The sequence below is a fragment of the Levilactobacillus yonginensis genome, from assembly GCF_964065165.1.
In the GTDB taxonomy this organism is placed as follows: domain Bacteria; phylum Bacillota; class Bacilli; order Lactobacillales; family Lactobacillaceae; genus Levilactobacillus; species Levilactobacillus yonginensis_A.
Map to the genome: position 1 here is coordinate 2,501,933 of NZ_OZ061549.1, position 21,385 is coordinate 2,523,317.

The window sequence follows — 21,385 nt, forward strand, 5'->3', positions numbered from 1 at the left end:
TTAGGTTATTCGTCTGTTTAAGGTAGCTCGACCACGTGGGTCAGTATGAAGTCAATAAAGGTCTTACTGGCAATTGGTAGGGCGGCTGCATCCTGACTAACGATACCAATTTTTCGCGTGAGGTTTGGTTTCAGGGGACGGGTGATCACGTCATGGGCGGTCTTACTAAGGACGAGTTCGGGAAGAATGCTGACGCCCATTCCGAGCTCCACCATCGACAGGATGGAATAATCGTCATGGACCCGCATCTTGATGTGGGGGTGAAGTCCCTGTTCAGCAAAGGCCGTGAGGGGTTCACTGTAAGCCCCCTCCTCTAAGGCTAGAAATGGCTCGCTGGCGAGATCTGCCAGACTGACGGTTGATTGATCGACTAACCGGTGATGGGGTGGCAGAATCGCCAGTAAACGGCCAGATTTGAGGAAGGTGACGGGGGTGTTGGTCAGCGCGTCCGGGGTGACAAATCCAAAGTCGACCTCGCCAGTCCGCACCCACTCGGGAATGGAGGAGTAGTCACCCTGGAGGAGGACAAATTCCACGCGGGGATAGCGTTCCTGAAACGCCTTGATGAGCTTAGGAAGCCAGTGGGCGGAGATACTAGAAATCGTGCCGATCCGGATGGTGCCAGAGCCCAACTCATTAATTTCCTGGGCCTTATCTGACATGGCCTGATACTGGCGCAGGGTTCGTTGGAGGAAGGGGTAGAGTTGTTGGCCCTCTAAGGTTAAACGTACACCGGTGCGGGAACGGTATAGGAGCTTGATTTTAAAATCGGCTTCCAGGGTCGCTACCATGTGGCTGATAGCCGACTGCGTGTATCCTAGCGCGGCGGCTGCCTTGGTGAAGCTACCAAGTTCAACCACTTTTTGAAAGGCCAGTAGGCGATGCATGACAAATCAATTCCTTTCATAGTTCAAGTACTAATAGTCGCTTTACGAATAGATACATTCACTGTACGCTTACCTTAAAGGCCTGACAAGGTAATGGGCCGCGACGTTTTACGAATGGAGGAGTTACATGCTTAAAAGTTATGTGGTTGATGCATTTACCGATGAGGTATTTAAAGGTAATCCAGCAGCCGTTTTATTTTTGGATAAGTTTCCAGCAGATGAGATGATGCAAAAAATTGCCATGGAAAATAAGCTATCCGAAACGGCGTTTGCTGTGAAGGAGACGCCAGATAAGTATCAGTTGCGGTGGTTCACGCCGGGTGGTGAGATTGATCTGTGTGGTCACGCAACTCTCGCTACTGGTTTCCTGGTGTTTAAGTACGGTGCGCCGACTCAAGCGACGGTGACCTTTGCCACCCAGAGTGGAGACTTGACGGTCACAAAGCGGGGTGACCTGTACAAGATGGACTTCCCGTCTTATGATCTCAAACCGGTTCCCGTAACGGCCGCCATGACTGATGCTTTTGGCGTGGCACCGACTGAGGCCTACTTGGGCCGTGACCTGCTGTGTGTCTTTGACAGTGCAAAACAAGTGGCTGCGATGACACCGGATGTGGATAAGCTGGGTCACTTGGATGGGCTACTGCAGAATGTTACGGCAGCTGGCGATGGTCAGTATGACTGTGTTTCCCGGTCGTTTGCGCCTAAGCTGGCCGTCCCCGAGGATCCCGTCTGTGGGAGCGGGCACTGTCACATCGTGCCTTACTGGGCGAAAAAACTACAGAAGAAACAGATTCTGGCCTACCAGGCTTCGGCACGTTCCGGTGTGCTCCACTGCACGTATGAAGGGGCGCGAACGAAGCTGAGCGGGCACGCAACGCAGTACTCGGCTAGTGAGGTATTTTTGGATCTGTAATCGGTTTGATTAGTTGCTACATGGTTGAAACGTGCGTCAAAGGACGGCTGGTTCCGCTTAACCCCATTAGGGCAATTGGCCCTAACGACGTTAATGCTCGCCAGCCAAACGTCCTTTGGCGCACTCTTTTTAATTTGGTGTACGATAAAGGTACAGCGAGATAAAATCCCACACTAGGAGGGCTTACCATGCACAAACAAGTTATCTTATACTTTTCAAATACTGGGCACACCCAAGCCGTTGCTCAGAAGATTGCGGCAGTTACTGGGGCCAAGTTACTTCAGCTGAATGCTAAGCAACCGTATACGACCGCTGATCTAGACTATGACGATGCCACTAGTCGGACTTCTTTGGAAACGGCCGACGAGACGTCGCGACCAGCCATTCAGACACCGGACATGTCGGCGCTACGTGAGGCAGATACCATCTATTTGGGCTCACCGCTCTGGTGGGGGCAGGTGCCACACGTGATCAACACGTTGGTGGAAACGGACGTCCTGCGTGGCAAGCGGGTTTGGCAATTCTGTACGTCTGGTTCAACGGCCATCACGAAGGCTGCCAAGACGTTACGCGCAGACTATCCAGCAGTTCGGTGGGAACCCGCTCACCGCTTTACTAGTACCATTACTGGTCAGGAAGTTGAGACGTGGTTGAAGGAAAGTGGACACTGATTTTTCAGACCTGTGATACGGTGACGGTTGGGGCTTGCCCGTCCTTAGACTTAATGGCTTTTTTCCTAAGTGTAAAGCATAGGAATCTTCGAGGTGGAACGGGAAAGAGTTTAAATGGTGGGTTGGAGATTGGTGAATATATCAGTCAAGGTCAACAGTTTCAGACCTTGTACGTTGGTGCTCGAAAGAATGAAGTTATCCGTTACTATGAAGCAGGGGCACAGTGTAAGATGTTATCTCGTTGGTTTGAACAAGAGAAACGGTTTGAATTGTCAGTAGCACCTAGAGCAACGTATCGTAAACTGATTAAAGCTAACGGTGGTTATGACGATACATACTCAAAGCTTCGGTTGAATTAATGAACATTTGTTGATGAACTTGATACTGAAATCAATGGTTTTTGGGTGCTAATCTTGCCAATCAGGAAGATTACCAACAGCTTGTATAGCGTATTAGTCTAAAAAGGATTACCCGTGCTTACGAGTAATCCTTTAATAATTAATTGCTTAGTGTTTACTTAATACCCTTGTAGGCAAGTTTCAAGTTAGCCTTATCTTGAGCAGATGGTTTGGAAGCAAGTGCTAGGGCGCTGGTAGGGTCATCGCTGTAGTCTAAACCAATGGCAACACCTACGCTGCGTAAAGCCATTTGTTCTTTTTGCTTTTCCGTTGGATAAAATTTGGCAAATACATGACGATTTAATGCGATTTTTGAATAAAAAAGACCACCCCTGCCTTGAGAACCACTTAAACGGGTACTAAAGTCAATCCCCCCTTTAATATATTTTTTCGTCGTCAAGCGAATTTCAGCATTTGATGCCTTTTTCGCAGCGCGTAATTTGACGACATGTAAATCGTTCCATAACTTGATAGCACCTTTCCAATTATCCTTCCAATGCTTGGAAGTTGAATCGATATGATATGTAATCTTACGTGATGAGAAACTACCAATATATGGCTTGCTTGAAGCATTTGCCGTAACAGAGCCAATACCTAGCAAACTAACCCCGAGACCTAACATAGTTACAAACTTGATTAATCTAGTATTCTTCATAAATAGCGCTCCTCTTTTTTTCGAATTGTCTGGTTTTATTGCATGAGAGTAGACAATCACTATATTCAGATTATATATGAGTGGCATGACACAATGTGACGTTTTACTACTTGAGGAAAAAGTACAACCAATATCGGTTGTACTTTTTTAATTACCGTTGACGTTAGGTGTTGTGTAGGGGGCTAACCGAGAAAGAGTTGAGGATTCAAGTTAAAAACGGTTCAGCCGATTTCGTGGGAAGTTAACAGTCGTCGGTTTGCCTGCCCTTAAACTTAATGGGGTCATTCGTGGCGTCGACTACTGGTTTGTCGTATAATGGGATTATTCTTAAATTTTAAGGAGAAAATCATGGCAGAACTCACACATTTTTATGAAACGTTCCAACCCAGTCACTACGATATCTTTATCGATATCAACCGGGAAACGAAACAGATTAAGGGAACGTCCACCATTACCGGGGACGCCAAGACCCAATCCATTGCGATTCACCAAAAGTACATGACCATCAGTGCTGTTAAGGCTGATGGGGTTGCCGTACCGTTTAAGACGGATGACGCTAACGAAGCTATTCGAATCGATCTGAGTAAGACCGGCGACACGACACTAGCGATTGACTACAGTGCGCCTCTGACCGACAGCATGATGGGCATCTATCCTTCTTACTACGAAGTTAACGGCGAGAAGAAGCAGATCATCGGGACGCAGTTCGAGACTACGGCTGCCCGACAAGCCTTTCCTAGCGTGGATGAACCTGAAGCCAAGGCGACCTTTGACCTGGCCATCAAGTTTGACGAACACGCTGGTGAAACGATCATCAGCAACATGCCAGAAGTGAAGACTGAAAACGGCGTGCACTACTTTGACACGACCGTGCGGATGTCGACTTATCTGATTGCCTTTGCCTTTGGTGAACTACAAAGCAAGCTGACGACCACCAAGAGTGGTGTTAAGGTCGGAGTCTTCGCAACCAAGGCCCACCAAGCAAACGAGCTGGACTTTGCCTTAGACATTGCTAAGCGGTCAATTGAATTCTATGAAGATTTCTATCAAACACCGTACCCACTTCCACACTCATGGCAGTTAGCCTTACCGGACTTCTCTGCCGGTGCGATGGAAAACTGGGGACTGGTCACTTACCGGGAAGCCTACCTGGTCCTTGATCCAGACAACACGGCCTTAGACATGAAGCAACGCGTGGCAACAGTTATCGCCCACGAACTGGCTCACCAATGGTTCGGTGATCTGGTAACGATGAAGTGGTGGGATGACCTCTGGTTGAACGAGAGTTTTGCGAACATGATGGAATACGTGGCAATCGATGCCATTCAGCCTGACTGGCACATCTGGGAAGCCTTCCAAACGGGTGAAGCCCCAATGGCGCTCCAGCGGGATGCCACGGATGGTGTTCAATCCGTGCACGTTCAAGTGGAAGACCCAGCCGAAATTGATGCCATCTTCGACAGTGCTATCGTGTACGCTAAGGGTGCCCGGATGCTGGTCATGGTTCGTGCGCTAATTGGTGACGACGCCTTACGGAAGGGCTTGAAGGCCTACTTCGATGCGCATAAATTTGGCAATGCCAAGGGGGCCGATCTCTGGTCTGCCTTGGGCCAAGCCTCTGGCATGGACGTTGGTGCCATCATGAATTCCTGGCTGGAACAACCTGGTTACCCAGTCGTTTCCGCTAGTGTGGTTGCTGGTAAATTGACGTTGACTCAGGAACAATTCTTCATTGGGGATGGCAAGGACGCCGGTCGTCAATGGCAGATTCCTTTGAACAGCAACTACGAGGCTGCGCCGGAATTATTGACCGACAAGGCAGTCACTCTGGGTGACTATGACGCCCTGCGTTCAGCTAGTGGGGAACCATTCCGCTTGAACGTTGGGAACAATTCTCACTTTATCGTGAAGTACGACGACACCCTGTTACAGGACATTTTGGCCAACTTTACTGACCTGAATGCCATTGCTCAGTTACAGTTGTTGCAGGACTTACGTTTGCTGGCTGATGGTCGGCAGATTTCTTACGCCAGTGTTGTGCCACTGTTGCCACGGTTTGCGGACAGCACGTCGACGCCGGTCAACACGGCGCTGTACACCGTTGCTCACAACCTGTTGAAGTTCGTTCAACCAGGTTCAAGCGAGGAGCAGAACCTGCGGGCCTTCTATGACAAATTGAGTGCGCAACAAGTTACCCGTTTAGGTTGGTTACCTAAGGCAGGGGAATCGAACGATGACCAGTTGACCCGGCCATACGTCTTGAGTGCGGCACTTTATGCCAAGAATCCTAAGGCAATTGCCGCTGCGCACGACTTGTTCACGCAGAATGCTGCTAACTTAGCAGCATTGTCAGCCGATATTCGGGTTCTGGTTCTGCGCAATGAGGTGAAGAACTACGGCAGTGCCGACTTATTTGAAAAGCTACTGGCGGCCTATCGTCAAACGTCTGATGCCAGCTACAAGGCCGACCTCAGTGCCGCTTTGACCAGTACGCCGGATGCTAGTTTGATTGCCAAGATCATTGCTAAGTTTGAAGATGCTGAGACCATTAAGCCACAAGACTTGCGGGCTTGGTACCGCGGTGTGTTGAGCAACGATGACGGGCAACAAGCTGCTTGGGATTGGTTGCGTAACGACTGGCAATGGTTGGAAGACACCGTTGGTGGGGATATGGAATTCAGTACGTACATTACGGTGACGTCCGGAATCTTCCACACCGCACCACGCTTGGCCGAGTTCAAGGCCTTCTTCGAACCTAAGGTCAACACACCAGGCTTAACCCGTGAGATTACCATGGATACCAAGATCGTGGCAACTCGGGTTGACTTAGTGGAAGCCGAAAAGGATGCCGTTAACGCAGCAATTGCTAAAACGGTTAAATAATTTTGAATTAGACTGAAGGCCTCATCGCTAGATAAGCGGTGGGGCCTTTTTTGACGATCTCAGTGACTGTAAACGATATTAAGAATCTCGTAGCAGATATGAATTTAAATATTTATGGGCCTAGAAAGATGGTGGTGGCGAGTGCCTAACTCAGTACCGGATTATTTGCTGGGAGAATGGGGCTATACAGCCATGGGGTAAGGCAAGTAAGGTTAAATGAATGGAGAACGGTGTGCCATGGAGAGGAGTCTAATCATGACGATTAGTGACGAACAAGGAAGCGCAGTGCGTGCGTCCCATCAGTCAACGACCAGATATGAACCGAATTTGGCCGAAAAATCCAGTTCCATGACGAAAAAAGAATTAAACGCTCAGCTAGCCATTCAGGTATTTCGACAGGCTCTACGCCGAAATTGGATTTAAAACAAAAAAAGTCGGTACCAGCGATTGTGTTCGCTGGTACCGACTGATTAGAAAGATGATTAGTCGTTTAAGTTGTAACGTAACTTCATGTGTTCAGAACCAAAGGTAACCATGTCACCCAGCAGCTTGGTCTGACGCGTAAAGGATTCGTCGGACAGCTTTTCGTTAGCAGCCTTTAAGGTTGCAACGTCGGCACCATTTTCAATGGCAGCGTCGGTGTCGTTTTGAATCTTACGGTAGGCAGACATTGCTTCTAAGGCAAAGGTGTTCCGGAAGTCTTCGTACAGGTCGTAGTCCGTGTCACCCAAGAGAGCAGTGGTACAGCTCAACCAGTACATATGGTTCATGTTGAAGGTCCCATCAGCGTTCTTGTAGGCAGCTGGAGTGTCATCTACGTTGGCGTAGAATGGAACGACCGTGTTAAACGTGTTGGCACCAAAGGCCAACCAGTGAATCCCGGCAATGCTGTCAGGCACGTTGTTCCGAATCTGCAAGATGTGGACATCGTGATTCCGGTTGATACCGATTGGTCGGAACTTCGTCTTGTCACTTTCTGAACCGTCACCGTAAACGTCATACTTCGTGTTTTCAAAGTGAGAGCTCAATACGAACTTGACGTCTTCAATAGAAATCTTCCGGTTAGCATGGCAGATGAATGGTAAGTCTTGACCTTGAGGGTCCTGTTCAATTTCTGGGTTGAAGTACTTTTGACCAAACCAAGCACGGGGGTTGTTGTAGACCGTGTCCTTGATAGTGGCACTGCCAAAGATATGGCGTAAGTTAACTTCGTTGAAGTCGGGGTTTAAGGAGTACTTGGCGATCATGTCTTGCAGGTCGCTAGAGCTCATGGTGTCTTCGGCGTCGAAGTCAAAACTGTCGATGTTCATCCGGTTAGGAGCGACAACGTAGGCATCGTCTGGAATCCGCTTAGCGGCCCAGTGGTGACCACCGATGGTTTCTAGCCACCAGACTTCGTTGTTGTCAGAGAAGCCGATCCCATTTGGTTCGTAGGTCCCGTATTCTTCGAGCAAGCTTCCGAGGCGTTCGACCCCTTCACGTGCGCTGTGGATATAAGGGAGGACCAAGGTAACCAGGTCTTCTTCACCGATACCACCGTCAACGTAAGGATCGATTCCTAAGACCCGTGAGTTCGTGGTGATGGTTTCAGTGGCAGACATTGCAACGTTATCACTGTTAATGCCGGCAGCTGGCCAGATACCATTCGTCAAGATAGAGTTAGGGATGGACGTATAACGTAAAGGATTGTCAGGGAGTTTCACTTCAACGCCACTGATAACAGCCTTGTAGTCCCGTGGTTGGTCTGCAGGGTTAACAACGACGAATTTTTCGGGGTCAAGGGCCTCGTGACCGTCATCGTTCCGAGAAATAATTGTTGAACCATCTAAAGAGGCTTTTTTACCAACTAAAATCGTGGTACATGAGCCTTTAATTCTTTTTTTCATGAATGCAGCACTCCTTTTACCCAACATTATATCATTCATGGTCCGGTAAATTGAAGTGGTTACGCAAGTCTCTCTCATTCGTGTATTTGTTCTCGTCTTAGTTCCTGAAGAGCTGCCGCCAAGTCCCGATTTCGTTGTTCGATTGCGTATAGTTTTTCGGCGAGTTCGTGATTATCGTGGTTAACTCGTGGTTGGCAAAATAGGTGGTGAAGGTTGCCTATTATCCGGGAGAAAATCGTTAGAGGTAAAAAAGTCCTGGAGATTTCTCCAAGACTCGGGATGCAGCTATTAAGCTTCCATGGTTGCCATGGCAGGAATCTCGTCATGCTGAACCAGAAATGGAAGCAGCGTGTCAAGGACTCCTTGAATGGGGGTTGGGAAAGCGAAAATCATGCGTTGAAGATCTGTGGCCGTTAAACGTTGGTCAATGATCATGACCAACGCGTTGATTAGGTCTGGGGCGTCCATACCATAGACGGCAGCACCAACCAGTTGATTTTGGTTGTTTAGGACAACGCGTAAATCGGCATCTGGTTCGTTCTGGTAGCCGTAAGCCATAAGTTGGCCAAAGGCGATTGTGTGTTGCTGGTAGCCATCGGGTGCGGCATTCGCTTCATCAATGGTAATGCCGACTTGGGCCAAACGGGGTAGACTAAAAAGAACTTGAGGAATGGCAGGGTAGGCGATTGGTGCGGTACTTCCTAAAATCTGTTGGGCGATGTAGTTGGATTCAAAAATAGCCGTAGGCGTTAACTTGGGGACTTGTTTAGCCAGCACATCGCCACTGGCATAGATGTTAGCGCCATTAGCTCGTAAGTGGTCGTCCACTTCGATACCGGCAGCACTACTATGAATCCCAGCATTCTCGAGTCCAATCCCGGTAACGTTGGCTTCCCGGCCCGTGGCGTCAACCACGTAATCGGTCGGTATAATCAGACCACTTTCAGTGATGACTTGATCTTCTTTGGTCAGGCGCTTGACCCGTTTGACAGTTTCGTTGAATCGAACCGTGACACCTTGTTCTGCTAGCCTAGTTAGTAGTTTCTGCACGTGGACTTGGTTGAATGACTTAGCGGCACGGGCATCGTGTTGGAGGATGGTGACCTCCGTACCAAATTGACTGACTAAGGCGGCAAACTCAAACGAAATCACCCCGGCACCAATGAAAGTCATCCGTTTTGGTAAGGTGGGCAAGTCAAGAAAGTCGCGACTGTCATGGAGGTATTCTTTGCCCATAACTGGTAGGAAACGTGATTGTTGACCAGTTCCAAGTACGATGTTGGTTGCAGTGATGCGTTGCTTGCCTACTTGAATGCTGTGGCTGCCCATTAAGATGCCTTTGCCGTGGATGATATCAATGCCCATTTTAGTGAATAGGTTGGTCATTTGATTGGGGAGGGCGTCGATAACTCGATGTTTGTAGGCCATAAATCTTGGCCAATCAAGCTGGATATCGGCAGCCAAACCAACGTCTTGGTAGTTGGCAACTCTTGCCAAGAGTTCGGCGGGGCCATCTAAAAGAATCTTGGCATCGCAGCCGTAATTGGTGCAGGTTCCGGCAATCAAGTCCTTCTCAATGAGGACCACGGACTTACCGGCTTGTTTCAGGGCAACGGCAGCGTGCCAACTGGCGTGACCACTACCGATAAACGCAACATCATACTGTGTCATTACTATAAAAACCTCTTTCAATTTTAATCGCAGACGATTGGTTAGGGATGATGAAAAAATGTTAGTCTAACATTTTTTCTAGCTTGTTGACCAAAGCCTGATTGATGACTAGTGCTTGTTGATACTGTTCGCGACGAAAGCCTTGCTGACGGACACACTGTTGAACAGCGCTCAAAATGGACTCGCGAGATTCGCGGCCCTTGTCAGTTAAGGCAATAATCAGCTGGCGCCGATCACTAGGAGGCAATTGCCGAGTTAGCCAACCGCGCTGCTCCATCCGCCGAAGAAGCGGGGTGAGCGTGTTGCTACCAAAGTCAAGTTGTTCTCCTAATCGGTGAAGTGGTTGTCGGTCATTTTCCCACAGACTGAGCAAAACGAGGTACTGGGGATAAGTGAGTTCAAACGGCTGTAAAGCTTGTTGATAAAAACGCGTAAAAAGTCTGCTGGCGTGATAAACCGAGAAGCAGAGCTGATTGGCTAAGGTCATATCCTCTTCGGCCATAAGCATCCCTCCAATTCAATTGCGTACGATTTAATTTACTATAAGCGAATATGTGCGACCTGTCAACTATCTACCACTAAGATTGTGAAAATTAAAAAGGAATCCTGTTCGGTTGTCATGGACTGGGAATGCCAGTAGAATGGAAACATTGAATACTTAAGGAGCAGGTCATGATGGATTTAGCGGCAGCACAAAAAGTTTTAAAAACGGTCTTCGGCTACGATGAGTTTCGGCCGGGTCAGCGTGCAGTGATCGAGCACGTCTTGGCGGGAGACAACAGCCTGGCCATCATGCCAACGGGTGGTGGGAAGTCCCTGTGTTATCAGATCCCGGCAATGCTTTTTGAGGGGATCACGGTGGTAGTTTCTCCGCTGATTTCCCTGATGAAAGATCAAGTAGACGCCCTCAATGATAGCGGTATTCCGGCTACCTTTATTAACAGTTCGCTAGAATGGCCGGATATCCAGGAAAGATTGGCGGCGCTGCATGGTGGGGATTATAAATTACTTTACGTAGCACCTGAACGCTTGGACTCAGCGGCGTTTGTCAATGCCCTGGCCCAGTTGCCAATTGATTTGCTGGCGGTTGATGAGGCCCACTGTATTTCACAATGGGGGCATGATTTTCGGCCCAGTTATCTGGCGTTGAGTACAGCGATTGAACAATTGCCGACCCAACCGCAAGTCTTGGCACTTACGGCAACTGCAACGGAACAAGTGGCAACGGATATTTGCCAACAGCTTAAAATCAACCCTAATAACGAGGTCAATACTGGCTTTGCACGGGATAACTTAGATTTAACGGTGGTCAAAGACCAAGACACCGATCGCTATATTCTGGATTACCTCAAGGTGAATCAGGGTGAGACGGGCATCATCTATGCCAGCACGCGTAAGGAAGTTACGCGGTTGACGAAGATGCTGACCGGTCAGCACATTCAAGCCGCTGCCTATCACGCGGGGTTGCCAGATGATGAACGCCGTCAGAATCAGGAAGACTTCTTGTACGACCGGGTTCAGGTAATGGTGGCGACCAATGCTTTTGGGATGGGAATCGATAAGAGTAACGTTCGGTTTGTTATTCACGCACAGGTGCCCGGCACTCTGGAAGCCTACTACCAAGAAGCTGGTCGGGCTGGGCGAGACGGTCTTCCTAGTGAAGCCATCCTGCTGTACCGCGCCTCTGATCTGCAAATTCAGCGGTTCTTCATCGACCAGTCTGAAATGGATGAACAACATCGATTGCGCTCCTATCGAAAATTACAGATTATGAATCAGTACGCTAATACTCAGAATTGCTTGCAGCAGTTCATTCTGCACTACTTCGGGGAAGAGTCTGAGCCCTGTGGTCGGTGTAGCAATTGTCGTGATGACCGGGAAGCTCAGGACGTTACGACGGATGCCCAGAAGGTACTCTCCTGTGTTGTCCGGCTGCGTTCTCGCTACGGTAAGGGAGTTGTTGCCCAGGTCTTAGCAGGGGCACGTAACCAGCGGATTCGTGAGAATCATCTCGAGGAAGTGCCGACTTACGGGATCATGCGTAACCAGCGGCAAAAGACGGTGGGGGAGTTGATCGATTTCCTCACGGCGGCGGGTTACTTAGCCAGCGTGGGTGGTCAGTATCCGACCTTACAGGTGACGGGTAAGGGCGTGGGCGTCTTGAAAGGCGAAACGCAGGTCTTTCGCAAGATGGCACGGCAGGCCAAACGGTTGGCACCAGAGGATGATGCGCTCTTTGGCAAGCTTCGTGAGTTGCGTCGAGACCTGGCCGAAGAACAGCACGTGCCCCCTTTTGTGATTTTCTCTGATAAGGCCCTTCATGCGATGTGCGAGGTTCTGCCGACCACCGAAGCAGCTTTTTTAACGGTTAAAGGCGTGGGAGAAAGTAAGCTAGAAAAATACGGTGATGCCTTTATGGCCGTCATCCGTGAGAATCAAAGTAGTGAGTCAGCTGCGACGGAAAGTGATTAAGTATTAGTGGGGCCGGGCTAAAGTAACCGGTCCTTTTTTGTCGCTTTGGGGGTCCTAATGGTGATTTTGAAAGTCTTGCGAAGAAGGTGAGACGTCTCACTTGGGACACCCCCTGAAGTATGGTAATCTAGAAGCCTGTCCGTTACTTAAGCGCATGACTGGAGGTCCCCATGACTGAACCAGAATTCATTGAAATCATCAACGACCGCGAGAACAATCTGAAAAATGTTAGTCTGAAAATTCCCAAGAATCAGCTGACAGTTTTCACTGGCGTCTCGGGGTCGGGTAAATCATCCATCGTGTTTGACACTATTGCCCAAGAGGCCGGTCGGCAACTCAACAGTACATATGATAGCTTCACGCGACTCTATCTCCCCCGTTATCACCGGCCGGATGTGGATGAGGTCAACAACCTCGCAACCGCCATTGTGATTGATCAAAAACCATTGGGCGGGAATGCGCGGTCGACGTTAGGAACCGTGAGTGATATTAATCCACTACTCCGAATTCTCTTTTCTCGGTTTGGCAAGCCAAGTTATGGTGAGGCTAGTAATGCCTTTTCTTTTAACGATCCAGCGGGGATGTGCCCCGATTGTGAGGGGATCGGTAAAACCTATGTTTTAAAACGTGACGTGGCGGTTGATCGTCAGAAGTCACTCGCCGAGGGTGCCGTTCAGTTGCCTGGACACGGCGTGAATAGTTTCTACGATGAGGTTATGAAGGCGACTGGCTTGTTTGATCTGAATAAGCCGTTGGTGGATTATACGGCTGATGAGTTTGAAGCATTGATGAACGGTGAACAGGACGTCACCGTGGTTTACAAAGGGACGACGTTCAATACCACCTTTGAAGGCATTGAACGCCAATTTTACCGGCAGAACCTGAAGACGGGACAGGGGAGTAGTGAGGGTGCCCGAAAGAAAATTTCAAAGTTTGCGACCATGGTGCCATGTCCCACCTGCCACGGTACGCGCTACCGGCCCGAAGTCTTGGCTTCAAAGATTCAGGGGAGCAGTATCGCTGATCTCCTAGCGTTACAGCTAAACGATCTTCAGACCACGTTGGCTAGCTTTACCGATGAACGAATGGCTGGTATCCTGGCTGGTATTCAGGAACGGGTACAGGGCCTAGTCGACGTTGGCCTCGACTACTTGACGTTAACCCGAGAAACGACCACGTTATCTGGTGGAGAATCGCAGCGGGTTAAGACGGTCCGTTACCTTGCTAATAGTCTGACTGGGCTACTCTACATTTTGGATGAGCCGAGTACGGGGCTACATCCGCGTGACGTTCATCGGTTGAACACGTTATTACAAAAACTCCGAGATAAGGGCAATACGGTGCTGGTCGTGGAACATGATCCAGACGTCATCAAGGTTGCTGATTACGTGGTCGACGTGGGCCCGCAAGCTGGCATCCATGGCGGCGAGATTACTTTTACTGGGAGTTATCAGGCGTTGTTGGCGAGTGAGACGTTGACTGGAAAGTACCTGCTGCAACAATTGCCAGTCAATCCACAACCCCGCCAGCCCCAAGACTTTATAACTAGTGCACCGAGCCAGTTGCATAACTTGCAGGATGCTGTCTTGCGGGTGCCAACGGGATTGTTCACGGTGGTCACGGGAGTTGCTGGTTCAGGTAAGAGTACACTAGTTGATCAGGTCTTTGCTATTGACCATCCTGAGGCCATTCGGCTAACGCAGCGCCCAATTCATACCAACAGTCGGGCTAATCCGGCCACCTATTTAAGTGTTATGAATGAGATCCGCAAATTGTTGGCTACAGCCAATGACGTTAGTGATAGCCTGTTTAGTTATAACTCCAAAGGGGCTTGCCCGACCTGTGGTGGTAAGGGCGTCTTGGAACTCAATCTTTCCTTTATGGAAAATGCGACGATCGAATGTGATACCTGTCATGGTGGTCGGTTTGATCCCCAGGTTTTGGCCTATCAGTATCAGGGGAAAAACGTTGTCGAGATTTTAGCGATGACTGTTGAAGAGGCAGCCACGTTCTTTGCGGGCACCAAGGTCGCTCCTAAATTGAAACAAGTTTTGAACGTTGGGCTAGGTTATTTAGCCCTCGGGCAACCCCTGAATACGATTTCCGGTGGTGAGGGGCAGCGTCTGAAGATTGCGAAGGAGCTTAATAAGCGGGGGAACCTGTATATTTTGGATGAACCAACGACCGGGCTTCATGCCTCTGACACCAGCAACTTGATTAGTATTATCAATCGTTTGGTGGACCGCGGCAATACGGTGATTGTGATTGAGCATAATCTCGACGTGATTCGCAGTGCTGATTGGATTATTGATATTGGCCCAGATGGTGGGAGCAAGGGTGGTGAGGTTCTCTATGAAGGCCCCGTTAGTGGATTAACAACGGCACCGCGCTCCGTGACTGCACGGTATTTGTAGCAAGCATGTGCCAAAGGAGAGCTGAAGCTCACTAGTTGCCCACTGAAGCACTGCTTCGTAAGATAAATATGATGATAGAATAAAGGCCGGGAGTTTTGTCCCAGGCCTTTATTTATACGGATGATTATTGACATAAAATATAGGACCATATAAATAACGTTGAAATCGGTTTCAAGCCATGCTACGATTAAACCACTAACTTTTAGGAAAAGGGATGGCGGGCTATGGAACGATCGGAATACGACAAAATGATGGCGGAGGAACTCTACAACGTCAATGATGAACAGCTGGTCCAGGAACGGGTTGCTGCTCGCGACCTATACGAAGAACTAACGACAATTCCATTTCGGGATAAGGAGCAGCAAACGGCACTGCTGCGGCGGTTGTTTGGGTCAGTGGGGCAGAACGTAGAGGTGCGGCCACGGTTTGTCTGTGATTATGGATACAACATTCACGTGGGCAATAACTTTTTTGCAAACTTTGATTGTATCCTATTAGATACTTGTGACATTACAATCGGTGATAACGCTCTTTTAGCGCCACGGGTGCAAATCTACACGGCGGCCCATCCGCTCAACGTGGCCGCCCGAACGTCTTGGTTGGGGGTGGGACAGCCAGTGAAAATTGGCGACAATGTTTGGATTGGAGGCAATGCCACCATCTTGCCAGGTGTGACGTTAGGCGATAACGTTGTTGTTGGCGGTGGCTCAGTTGTAACCAAATCTTTTGGCGACAACGTGTTGCTTGCTGGAAACCCTGCACGGGTGATCAAGCAATTAGATGCACAGGGCAATCCAATAGAGAACTAAAGATAAGCATTTGGAACAAAAGTTTCAAATCCTGGTTGTGTTCCAAACGTTACTGCTCGTTGACTCACTGGCTCTTGTACCACTCGCTTATTTTTGTGTGGTGGCTTGCTTGAAAGAGATGAATGATGGTAGTTTAGCGAAAATTTGGCAAGATAATGCAAGAATGTCAGCCTTGTCCGTTGGAAAAACGAAATAAATTTGCTATGCTAACAATAACCAAACAAATTTACAAATAAATCGACGGCGAGCAATAACCACTGCGTTCGTCACGTATTTAGGGAAAATTCATTCGAATTGTCAGGTGGTAGTTGCTGGCGCGACCGAATGAGTTATGGAGAGAAAACATGGAAAATAAATATCAAAAGGTTAAAGATGCTTTGAAAGAAGCCATTCTTTCAGGCCGATATCAAATTGATCATAAACTGCCGACGGAAACTGAAATGATGGAGCAGTTCAACGTTTCCCGCTACACCGTGCGCCGAGCAGTCGGCGATTTGGAGACTGAACACTTCATTTACCGGATTCAGGGGGGCGGTATGTTCGTTCAAGACTGGCATAAGGACTGGACGACCGAGAGCGACAGTAACATGATTGGGGTCATTACGACTCACTTTGCAGATTACATTTTCCCGCGGATCATCTACGGTATTGATCAGGTTATCTCCGATAGTGGGTATTCATTGCTACTGGGAAACACCCATAACGACCATCAAAAGGAACGCAAGAACTTAATCAACATGTTGAACGGGAAAGTCGCGGGGTTGATCATTGAACCCACCCAGAGTGCTTTGCCTAACCCCAACATGGACCTCTACCAAGAAATCAAAGACGACGGGATTCCGGTCCTCTTTATCAACGCAAGTTACCCCCAGCTAGACTTCCCCGCAGTAACCACGGATGATGTGGGCGGCGAACGCCGGATCATGGACTACCTGTTAGAGCTCGGTCATGAGAGTATTGTTGGAATTTTCCAAGTGGATGATATTCAAGGGGTTCATCGGATGAACGGGTTCGTTCAGGCTTACCAACAACATCCAGAAATTTCCTATAAGAGTAACTTGATTATGTACCAATCTGGTGATGATTTTACCAAGATCACTAACCGGATTGATTCGTATCTGGCGACTGAGGATCGGCCAACGGCCATTGCCTGTTATAATGACCAATTGGCGATTCGGTTGCAAGCCTACCTTAAGAGCCAAGGGCTGCGAATTCCTGAGGATGTCTCCGTAGTCGGTTTCGATAATTACCAGATGGCGCAATACCTGAGTCCCAGCCTAACGACCTTGAGTCACGAAAAGGAGATTATGGGTCAGGATGCAGCGAAGATGATGCTAAAACTCTTGGACAAACAAGATGTTCAATCCATCACATACGATCCCCAATTAGTTATTCGGCACTCAGCGGGAAAACCGGGAAAATTAGCTGAAAATTAGTCCGGATTACCTAAAATTAAAGAGACTTGTCCAATTAATGCTTAGCGATTGGTTAGCGAGGACGATTTTACGACTTATTCGTAGAATCGTCCTCTTTTTTTGCCAAGAAACGGGGCGTTTACACAAAATAAAACGGTTTATTGGTCAGTTGGTAAATGCTTGGTTTAACGTTTTTCGATAACGCTTACAACTTTTTTTATAGCAAAAACCGTGTTATATCAACATTAAACCGGACAATTAATTCGAATAACAAAAGTTTTTGTTGATTTATGCGTACAAATATAATAAACTGTATTTGTTAACAAATGAAAGCGGTTCACAACCTCGTGATTTTTACAGCAAGCCGGCAAATTTCATGCACGGGATTGGCAGAGCCGCTAAATCGCAATTTAGTTAGAAAGCAATTATTGATAAAAACCGTGAAACAGGAGGAAAGAATTTTGGATAAGAAAAAATCGGTTTCCAGTAAATTTATCTTCTTCTTCGGGTCATTCGGGGGTATCTTGTTCGGTTATGACATCGGTGTTATGACCGGGGCCTTACCATTCCTGAAGACCGACTGGAATTTAACAAACGCTTCATTGATTGGTTGGGTGACTTCAGCTGTGATGTTCGGTGCCATCTTCGGTGCCGCTATCGCTGGGCAACTGGCCGATAAGTTAGGTCGTCGTCGGATGATCTTGATGTCCTCATTGGTCTTCGCGATTGGGTCTATCCTTTGTGGGTTCTCACCTAACAATGGAACACTTTACCTGATTGGGATGCGGATATTCTTAGGATTAGCCGTTGGGGCTGCTTCAGCCTTGGTTCCTGCATACATGTCAGAAATGGCCCCCGCACACTTGCGGGGAAGTCTTTCCGGGATCAACCAAACTATGATTGTTTCCGGGATGTTAATTTCCTACGTGATTGACTTTGTTTTAAAAGATTTACCAGAAAATATCTCATGGCGGTTGATGTTAGGATTGGCTTCCGTCCCCGCCATTATCCTCTTCGCTGGGGTGCTGAAGTTACCAGAATCACCACGTTTCTTGATTAAGGCCAACCGATTAGACGAAGCGCGCCAAGTACTGTCCTTCGTTCGGAAGCCTGAAGAAGTTGAAGGCGAAGTTAAAGCCATTCAAGAAACTGCTGCTACTGAAAAGAACTCAATGGAAAAGACGTCTTGGGCAACGCTGTTTAACAGCAAGTATCGCTACCTGGTTATCGCCGGTGTTGGTGTGGCTGCCTTCCAGCAATTCCAAGGTGCCAACGCCATCTTCTACTACATTCCATTGATCGTTGAAAAGGCAACTGGGAGCGCCGCAAGTTCTGCTCTGATGTGGCCAATCGTTCAAGGGGTCCTGTTGGTTATCGGGTCATTACTTTACATCTGGATCGCTGAAAAATTCAATCGCCGGACGTTGTTGACCTTAGGTGGGACGGTTATGGCTTTGTCCTTCCTGTTACCAGCCGTTATCAACTGGATCGTGCCAAACGCCAGTCCAATGATGATCGTCTTCTTCCTATCCATCTACGTGGCCTTCTACTCATTCACTTGGGCACCATTGACCTGGGTTCTGGTTGGGGAAGTCTTCCCATTAGCTGTTCGGGGCCGGGCATCCGGTTTGGCTTCATCCTTCAACTGGATTGGTTCATGGGCCGTTGGGTTATTGTTCCCAATCATGACCGCATCAATGTCACAAGAAGCCGTCTTCGCTGTCTTCGGTCTCATCTGTGTCTTCGGTGTTCTGTTCATCCGCTTCTGTGTTCCAGAAACGCGTGGTCACTCACTTGAAGAAATCGAAGCTCGTGGGACTAACCACGGTAAGAAAAAAGTTGAAGAAACTGTTGAAAGCAATTAATTAACGCACTATCACGATGATAAAAACCGGGAGGTAAAGTTAAATGAACTTAGTTGAAACGGCTCAAGCTGTTGAAGCGGGCAAGGTTTCATTAGGGATTGAATTAGGTTCAACCCGGATCAAGGCAGTTCTGGTGACCGATGACTTTAACACCATCGCATCAGGCAGCTATGTTTGGGAAAACCGTTATGAAGACGGCGTTTGGACCTACCCGCTTGAAGAAGTTTGGTCGGGGATTCAGCAGAGCTACACGCAAATGACTGCTGACGTTCAGAGCAAGTATCACGCAAGTTTGAAGCACATTAACGCTATCGGGATCAGTGCTATGATGCACGGTTACCTGGCTTTTGATAAGAATGACGACTTGTTGGTACCTTTCCGGACGTGGCGGAACAACATTACGGGTCAGTCAGCTGATGAATTGACCAAGTTGTTTGATTTTAATATTCCACAACGGTGGAGTATTGCGCACCTCTACCAAGCCATTCTCAATCATGAGGATCACGTGGCGAACGTCGACTTCTTCACGACGTTGGCTGGGTACGTGACCTGGAAGCTATCTGGGAAAAAGGTCTTGGGTGTGGGAGACGCCTCCGGGATGTTCCCAATTGACGAAAAGACCGGCACGTACAACCAGGACATGTTGGAGAAATTCAACAACCTGGATAACGTTAAGCCATATCCTTGGCAGTTAGCTGACATCTTGCCTGACATTTTACCAGCTGGTAAAGCAGCCGGTAGTTTGACGGCTGACGGTGCCAAGTTATTGGATGCCAGTGGTAATTTGGAAGCCGGTAGCGTCATGGCACCACCTGAAGGGGATGCTGGTACCGGGATGGTTGGTACGAACAGTGTTCGTCAACGGACTGGGAACATCTCCGTTGGAACGTCTGCGTTCTCAATGAACGTCTTAGACAAGCCACTATCCAAGGTTTATCGCGACATTGATATCGTGATGACGCCAGACGGTTCACCAGTTGCCATGGTCCACGTGAATAACTGTTCTTCAGATATTAACGCCTGGGCCAACATCTTCGGTGAATTTGCCGCTCGGCTGGGTGTTGATTTGAAGCCTGACCGGCTGTACGAAACGTTATTCTTGGCCTCAACTAAGGCTGACGCAGATGCCGGTGGTTTGGTCAACTACAGCTACCAATCTGGTGAGAACATTACCAAGATCCAAGCGGGCCGGCCATTATTTGTCCGGACACCAAACAGCCATTTCTCTTTACCTAACTTCATGCTGACGCAACTCTACGCTGCGTTTGCACCACTCCAAATCGGAATGGACATTTTAGTTAACGAGGAACACGTGCAAACGGATGTGATGATTGCGCAGGGTGGTTTATTCCGGACGCCAGTTATCGGCCAGCAGGCCCTGGCGAACGCCTTAAATATCCCCATCACGGTTATGAGCACGGCTGGTGAGGGTGGTCCTTGGGGGATGGCAGTTCTAGCCGCCTTTGCCCAACGGAATACCGGCGAAAGCTTGGAAGACTTCTTGGATCAAGATGTCTTCACCAACCCAGAAAGCATGACGTTAAGTCCCGAACCTGAAGGGGTCAAGGGCTACCGTAAGTTTATTGGCAAGTACCAAAGCGGGTTGTCAGTGGAAGCTGCCGCCGGCGATGCCATCAGTGACTAAGAGAGAGAGGTTACTTGAATGTTAGAAGATTTGAAGCAAGAGGTTTACGAAGCCAACATGCAACTGCCTAAATTAGGGTTAGTTACGTTTACTTGGGGCAATGTTTCCGGTATTGACCGGGATAAGGGGCTGTTCGTCATCAAGCCATCCGGTGTTGATTACGACAAGCTAAAGCCTAGTGACATGGTCGTTGTAAACCTCGACGGTGAAGTGGTTGAAGGGGAGATGAACCCTTCCAGCGACACCCCAACGCATACCGTACTTTACAACAAGTTCCCCAACATTGGAGGGATCGTGCACACGCATTCACCTTGGGCAGTTTCATTTGCTGGCGCCAACATGGACGTTCCAGCTATGAATACCACGCACGCGGATACGTTCTACGGCGATGTGCCAGCCGCTGACGCCTTGACGAAGGCTGAAATTGAAGAAGACTACGAAGGTTACACGGGTGAAACCATCGTGAAGACCTTCAATGAACGTGGTCTCGACTATGAAGCCGTGCCAGCAGCGCTGGTTAGCCAACACGGTCCCTTCGCTTGGGGGCCAACCCCAGCTAAGGCTGTGTACAATGCTAAGGTCTTGGAAGTTGTTGCGGAGGAGGATTATCACTCCATGCAACTGACTAAGAAGAATTTGGAATTGCCACAATACCTGTTAGACAAGCATTACCTCAGAAAGCATGGGGCCAACGCCTACTACGGCCAGAACAATGCTAAGTCCAAGGAACATGCTGCACGGCAATAAAACTGTTATTCAACTATAAAAATAAAATTACTACTATATTAAAGGAGTTTT

At 48.5% G+C, this 21,385-nt stretch carries 16 protein-coding genes; 11 read left to right on the forward strand and 5 right to left on the reverse strand.

Annotated features, from left to right (window positions below; translation table 11 throughout):
• Positions 1 to 17 precede the first annotated feature (17 nt).
• Positions 18 to 887 (reverse strand): LysR family transcriptional regulator, encoded by an 870-nt coding sequence (locus tag AB3Y94_RS11600; RefSeq protein ID WP_367296355.1) that lies wholly within the window; start codon positions 885 to 887, stop codon positions 18 to 20.
• Between the two features lie 127 nt (positions 888 to 1,014).
• On the opposite strand from AB3Y94_RS11600, the gene AB3Y94_RS11605 reads away from it, so the two are divergent.
• The 3 genes from AB3Y94_RS11605 to AB3Y94_RS11615 all read left to right on the forward strand — a co-directional run bounded on the left by AB3Y94_RS11605 (position 1,015) and on the right by AB3Y94_RS11615 (position 2,833).
• Positions 1,015 to 1,803: a PhzF family phenazine biosynthesis protein gene (locus AB3Y94_RS11605; RefSeq protein ID WP_367296356.1), complete on the forward strand. Its 789-nt coding sequence runs from the start codon at positions 1,015 to 1,017 to the stop codon at positions 1,801 to 1,803.
• A 188-nt stretch (positions 1,804 to 1,991) separates the two neighbouring features.
• Positions 1,992 to 2,474, forward strand: coding sequence for a flavodoxin (locus tag AB3Y94_RS11610; protein ID WP_367296357.1), 483 nt, complete (start codon positions 1,992 to 1,994; stop codon positions 2,472 to 2,474).
• A complete protein-coding gene (locus AB3Y94_RS11615; RefSeq protein WP_367296358.1) occupies positions 2,450 to 2,833 on the forward strand; it encodes a hypothetical protein in 384 nt (127 codons plus the stop codon). The genes AB3Y94_RS11610 and AB3Y94_RS11615 overlap by 25 nt, the downstream gene beginning before the upstream one ends.
• 154 nt (positions 2,834 to 2,987) lie before the next feature.
• Here the strand turns inward: AB3Y94_RS11615 and AB3Y94_RS11620 are convergent, their stop codons facing one another.
• Positions 2,988 to 3,527: a hypothetical protein gene (locus AB3Y94_RS11620; RefSeq protein ID WP_125694810.1), complete on the reverse strand. Its 540-nt coding sequence runs from the start codon at positions 3,525 to 3,527 to the stop codon at positions 2,988 to 2,990.
• 348 nt (positions 3,528 to 3,875) lie between these two features.
• Here AB3Y94_RS11620 and AB3Y94_RS11625 point away from each other — a divergent pair, with 348 nt between their 5' ends.
• Positions 3,876 to 6,410, forward strand: a complete 2,535-nt coding sequence (locus tag AB3Y94_RS11625; protein WP_367296359.1) for a M1 family metallopeptidase — start codon at positions 3,876 to 3,878, stop codon at positions 6,408 to 6,410.
• Between the two features lie 482 nt (positions 6,411 to 6,892).
• Here AB3Y94_RS11625 and AB3Y94_RS11630 read toward each other — a convergent pair whose 3' ends face one another.
• The 3 genes from AB3Y94_RS11630 to AB3Y94_RS11640 form a co-directional block, all read right to left on the reverse strand.
• Positions 6,893 to 8,296, reverse strand: a complete 1,404-nt coding sequence (locus AB3Y94_RS11630) for a C69 family dipeptidase (RefSeq protein ID WP_367296360.1) — start codon at positions 8,294 to 8,296, stop codon at positions 6,893 to 6,895.
• Positions 8,297 to 8,584: 288 nt separating this feature from the next.
• Positions 8,585 to 9,967, reverse strand: coding sequence for an NAD(P)/FAD-dependent oxidoreductase (locus AB3Y94_RS11635; protein WP_367296361.1), 1,383 nt, complete (start codon positions 9,965 to 9,967; stop codon positions 8,585 to 8,587).
• A gap of 61 nt (positions 9,968 to 10,028) precedes the next feature.
• Positions 10,029 to 10,469, reverse strand: a complete 441-nt coding sequence (locus AB3Y94_RS11640; RefSeq protein WP_367296362.1) for a MarR family winged helix-turn-helix transcriptional regulator — start codon at positions 10,467 to 10,469, stop codon at positions 10,029 to 10,031.
• Between the two features lie 170 nt (positions 10,470 to 10,639).
• Here AB3Y94_RS11640 and recQ point away from each other — a divergent pair, with 170 nt between their 5' ends.
• From recQ to AB3Y94_RS11675, 7 genes are all read left to right on the forward strand, one after another.
• Positions 10,640 to 12,439: a DNA helicase RecQ gene (recQ, locus tag AB3Y94_RS11645; RefSeq protein ID WP_367296363.1), complete on the forward strand. Its 1,800-nt coding sequence runs from the start codon at positions 10,640 to 10,642 to the stop codon at positions 12,437 to 12,439.
• A 170-nt stretch (positions 12,440 to 12,609) separates the two neighbouring features.
• Positions 12,610 to 14,853, forward strand: a complete 2,244-nt coding sequence (locus tag AB3Y94_RS11650) for an ATP-binding cassette domain-containing protein (protein WP_367296364.1) — start codon at positions 12,610 to 12,612, stop codon at positions 14,851 to 14,853.
• Positions 14,854 to 15,077: 224 nt separating this feature from the next.
• Positions 15,078 to 15,662 carry a sugar O-acetyltransferase gene (locus AB3Y94_RS11655; RefSeq protein WP_367296365.1) on the forward strand — a complete coding sequence of 195 codons (585 nt, stop codon included), beginning with the start codon at positions 15,078 to 15,080 and terminating at the stop codon, positions 15,660 to 15,662.
• 344 nt (positions 15,663 to 16,006) lie between these two features.
• Positions 16,007 to 17,098 (forward strand): GntR family transcriptional regulator, encoded by a 1,092-nt coding sequence (locus tag AB3Y94_RS11660; protein ID WP_367296366.1) that lies wholly within the window; start codon positions 16,007 to 16,009, stop codon positions 17,096 to 17,098.
• 440 nt (positions 17,099 to 17,538) lie between these two features.
• Positions 17,539 to 18,942 (forward strand): sugar porter family MFS transporter, encoded by a 1,404-nt coding sequence (locus AB3Y94_RS11665; RefSeq protein WP_367296367.1) that lies wholly within the window; start codon positions 17,539 to 17,541, stop codon positions 18,940 to 18,942.
• 43 nt (positions 18,943 to 18,985) lie between these two features.
• Positions 18,986 to 20,587, forward strand: a complete 1,602-nt coding sequence (locus tag AB3Y94_RS11670) for a xylulokinase (RefSeq protein ID WP_367296368.1) — start codon at positions 18,986 to 18,988, stop codon at positions 20,585 to 20,587.
• An 18-nt stretch (positions 20,588 to 20,605) separates the two neighbouring features.
• A complete protein-coding gene (locus AB3Y94_RS11675; RefSeq protein WP_125684551.1) occupies positions 20,606 to 21,334 on the forward strand; it encodes an L-ribulose-5-phosphate 4-epimerase in 729 nt (242 codons plus the stop codon).
• Positions 21,335 to 21,385: the final 51 nt, after the last annotated feature.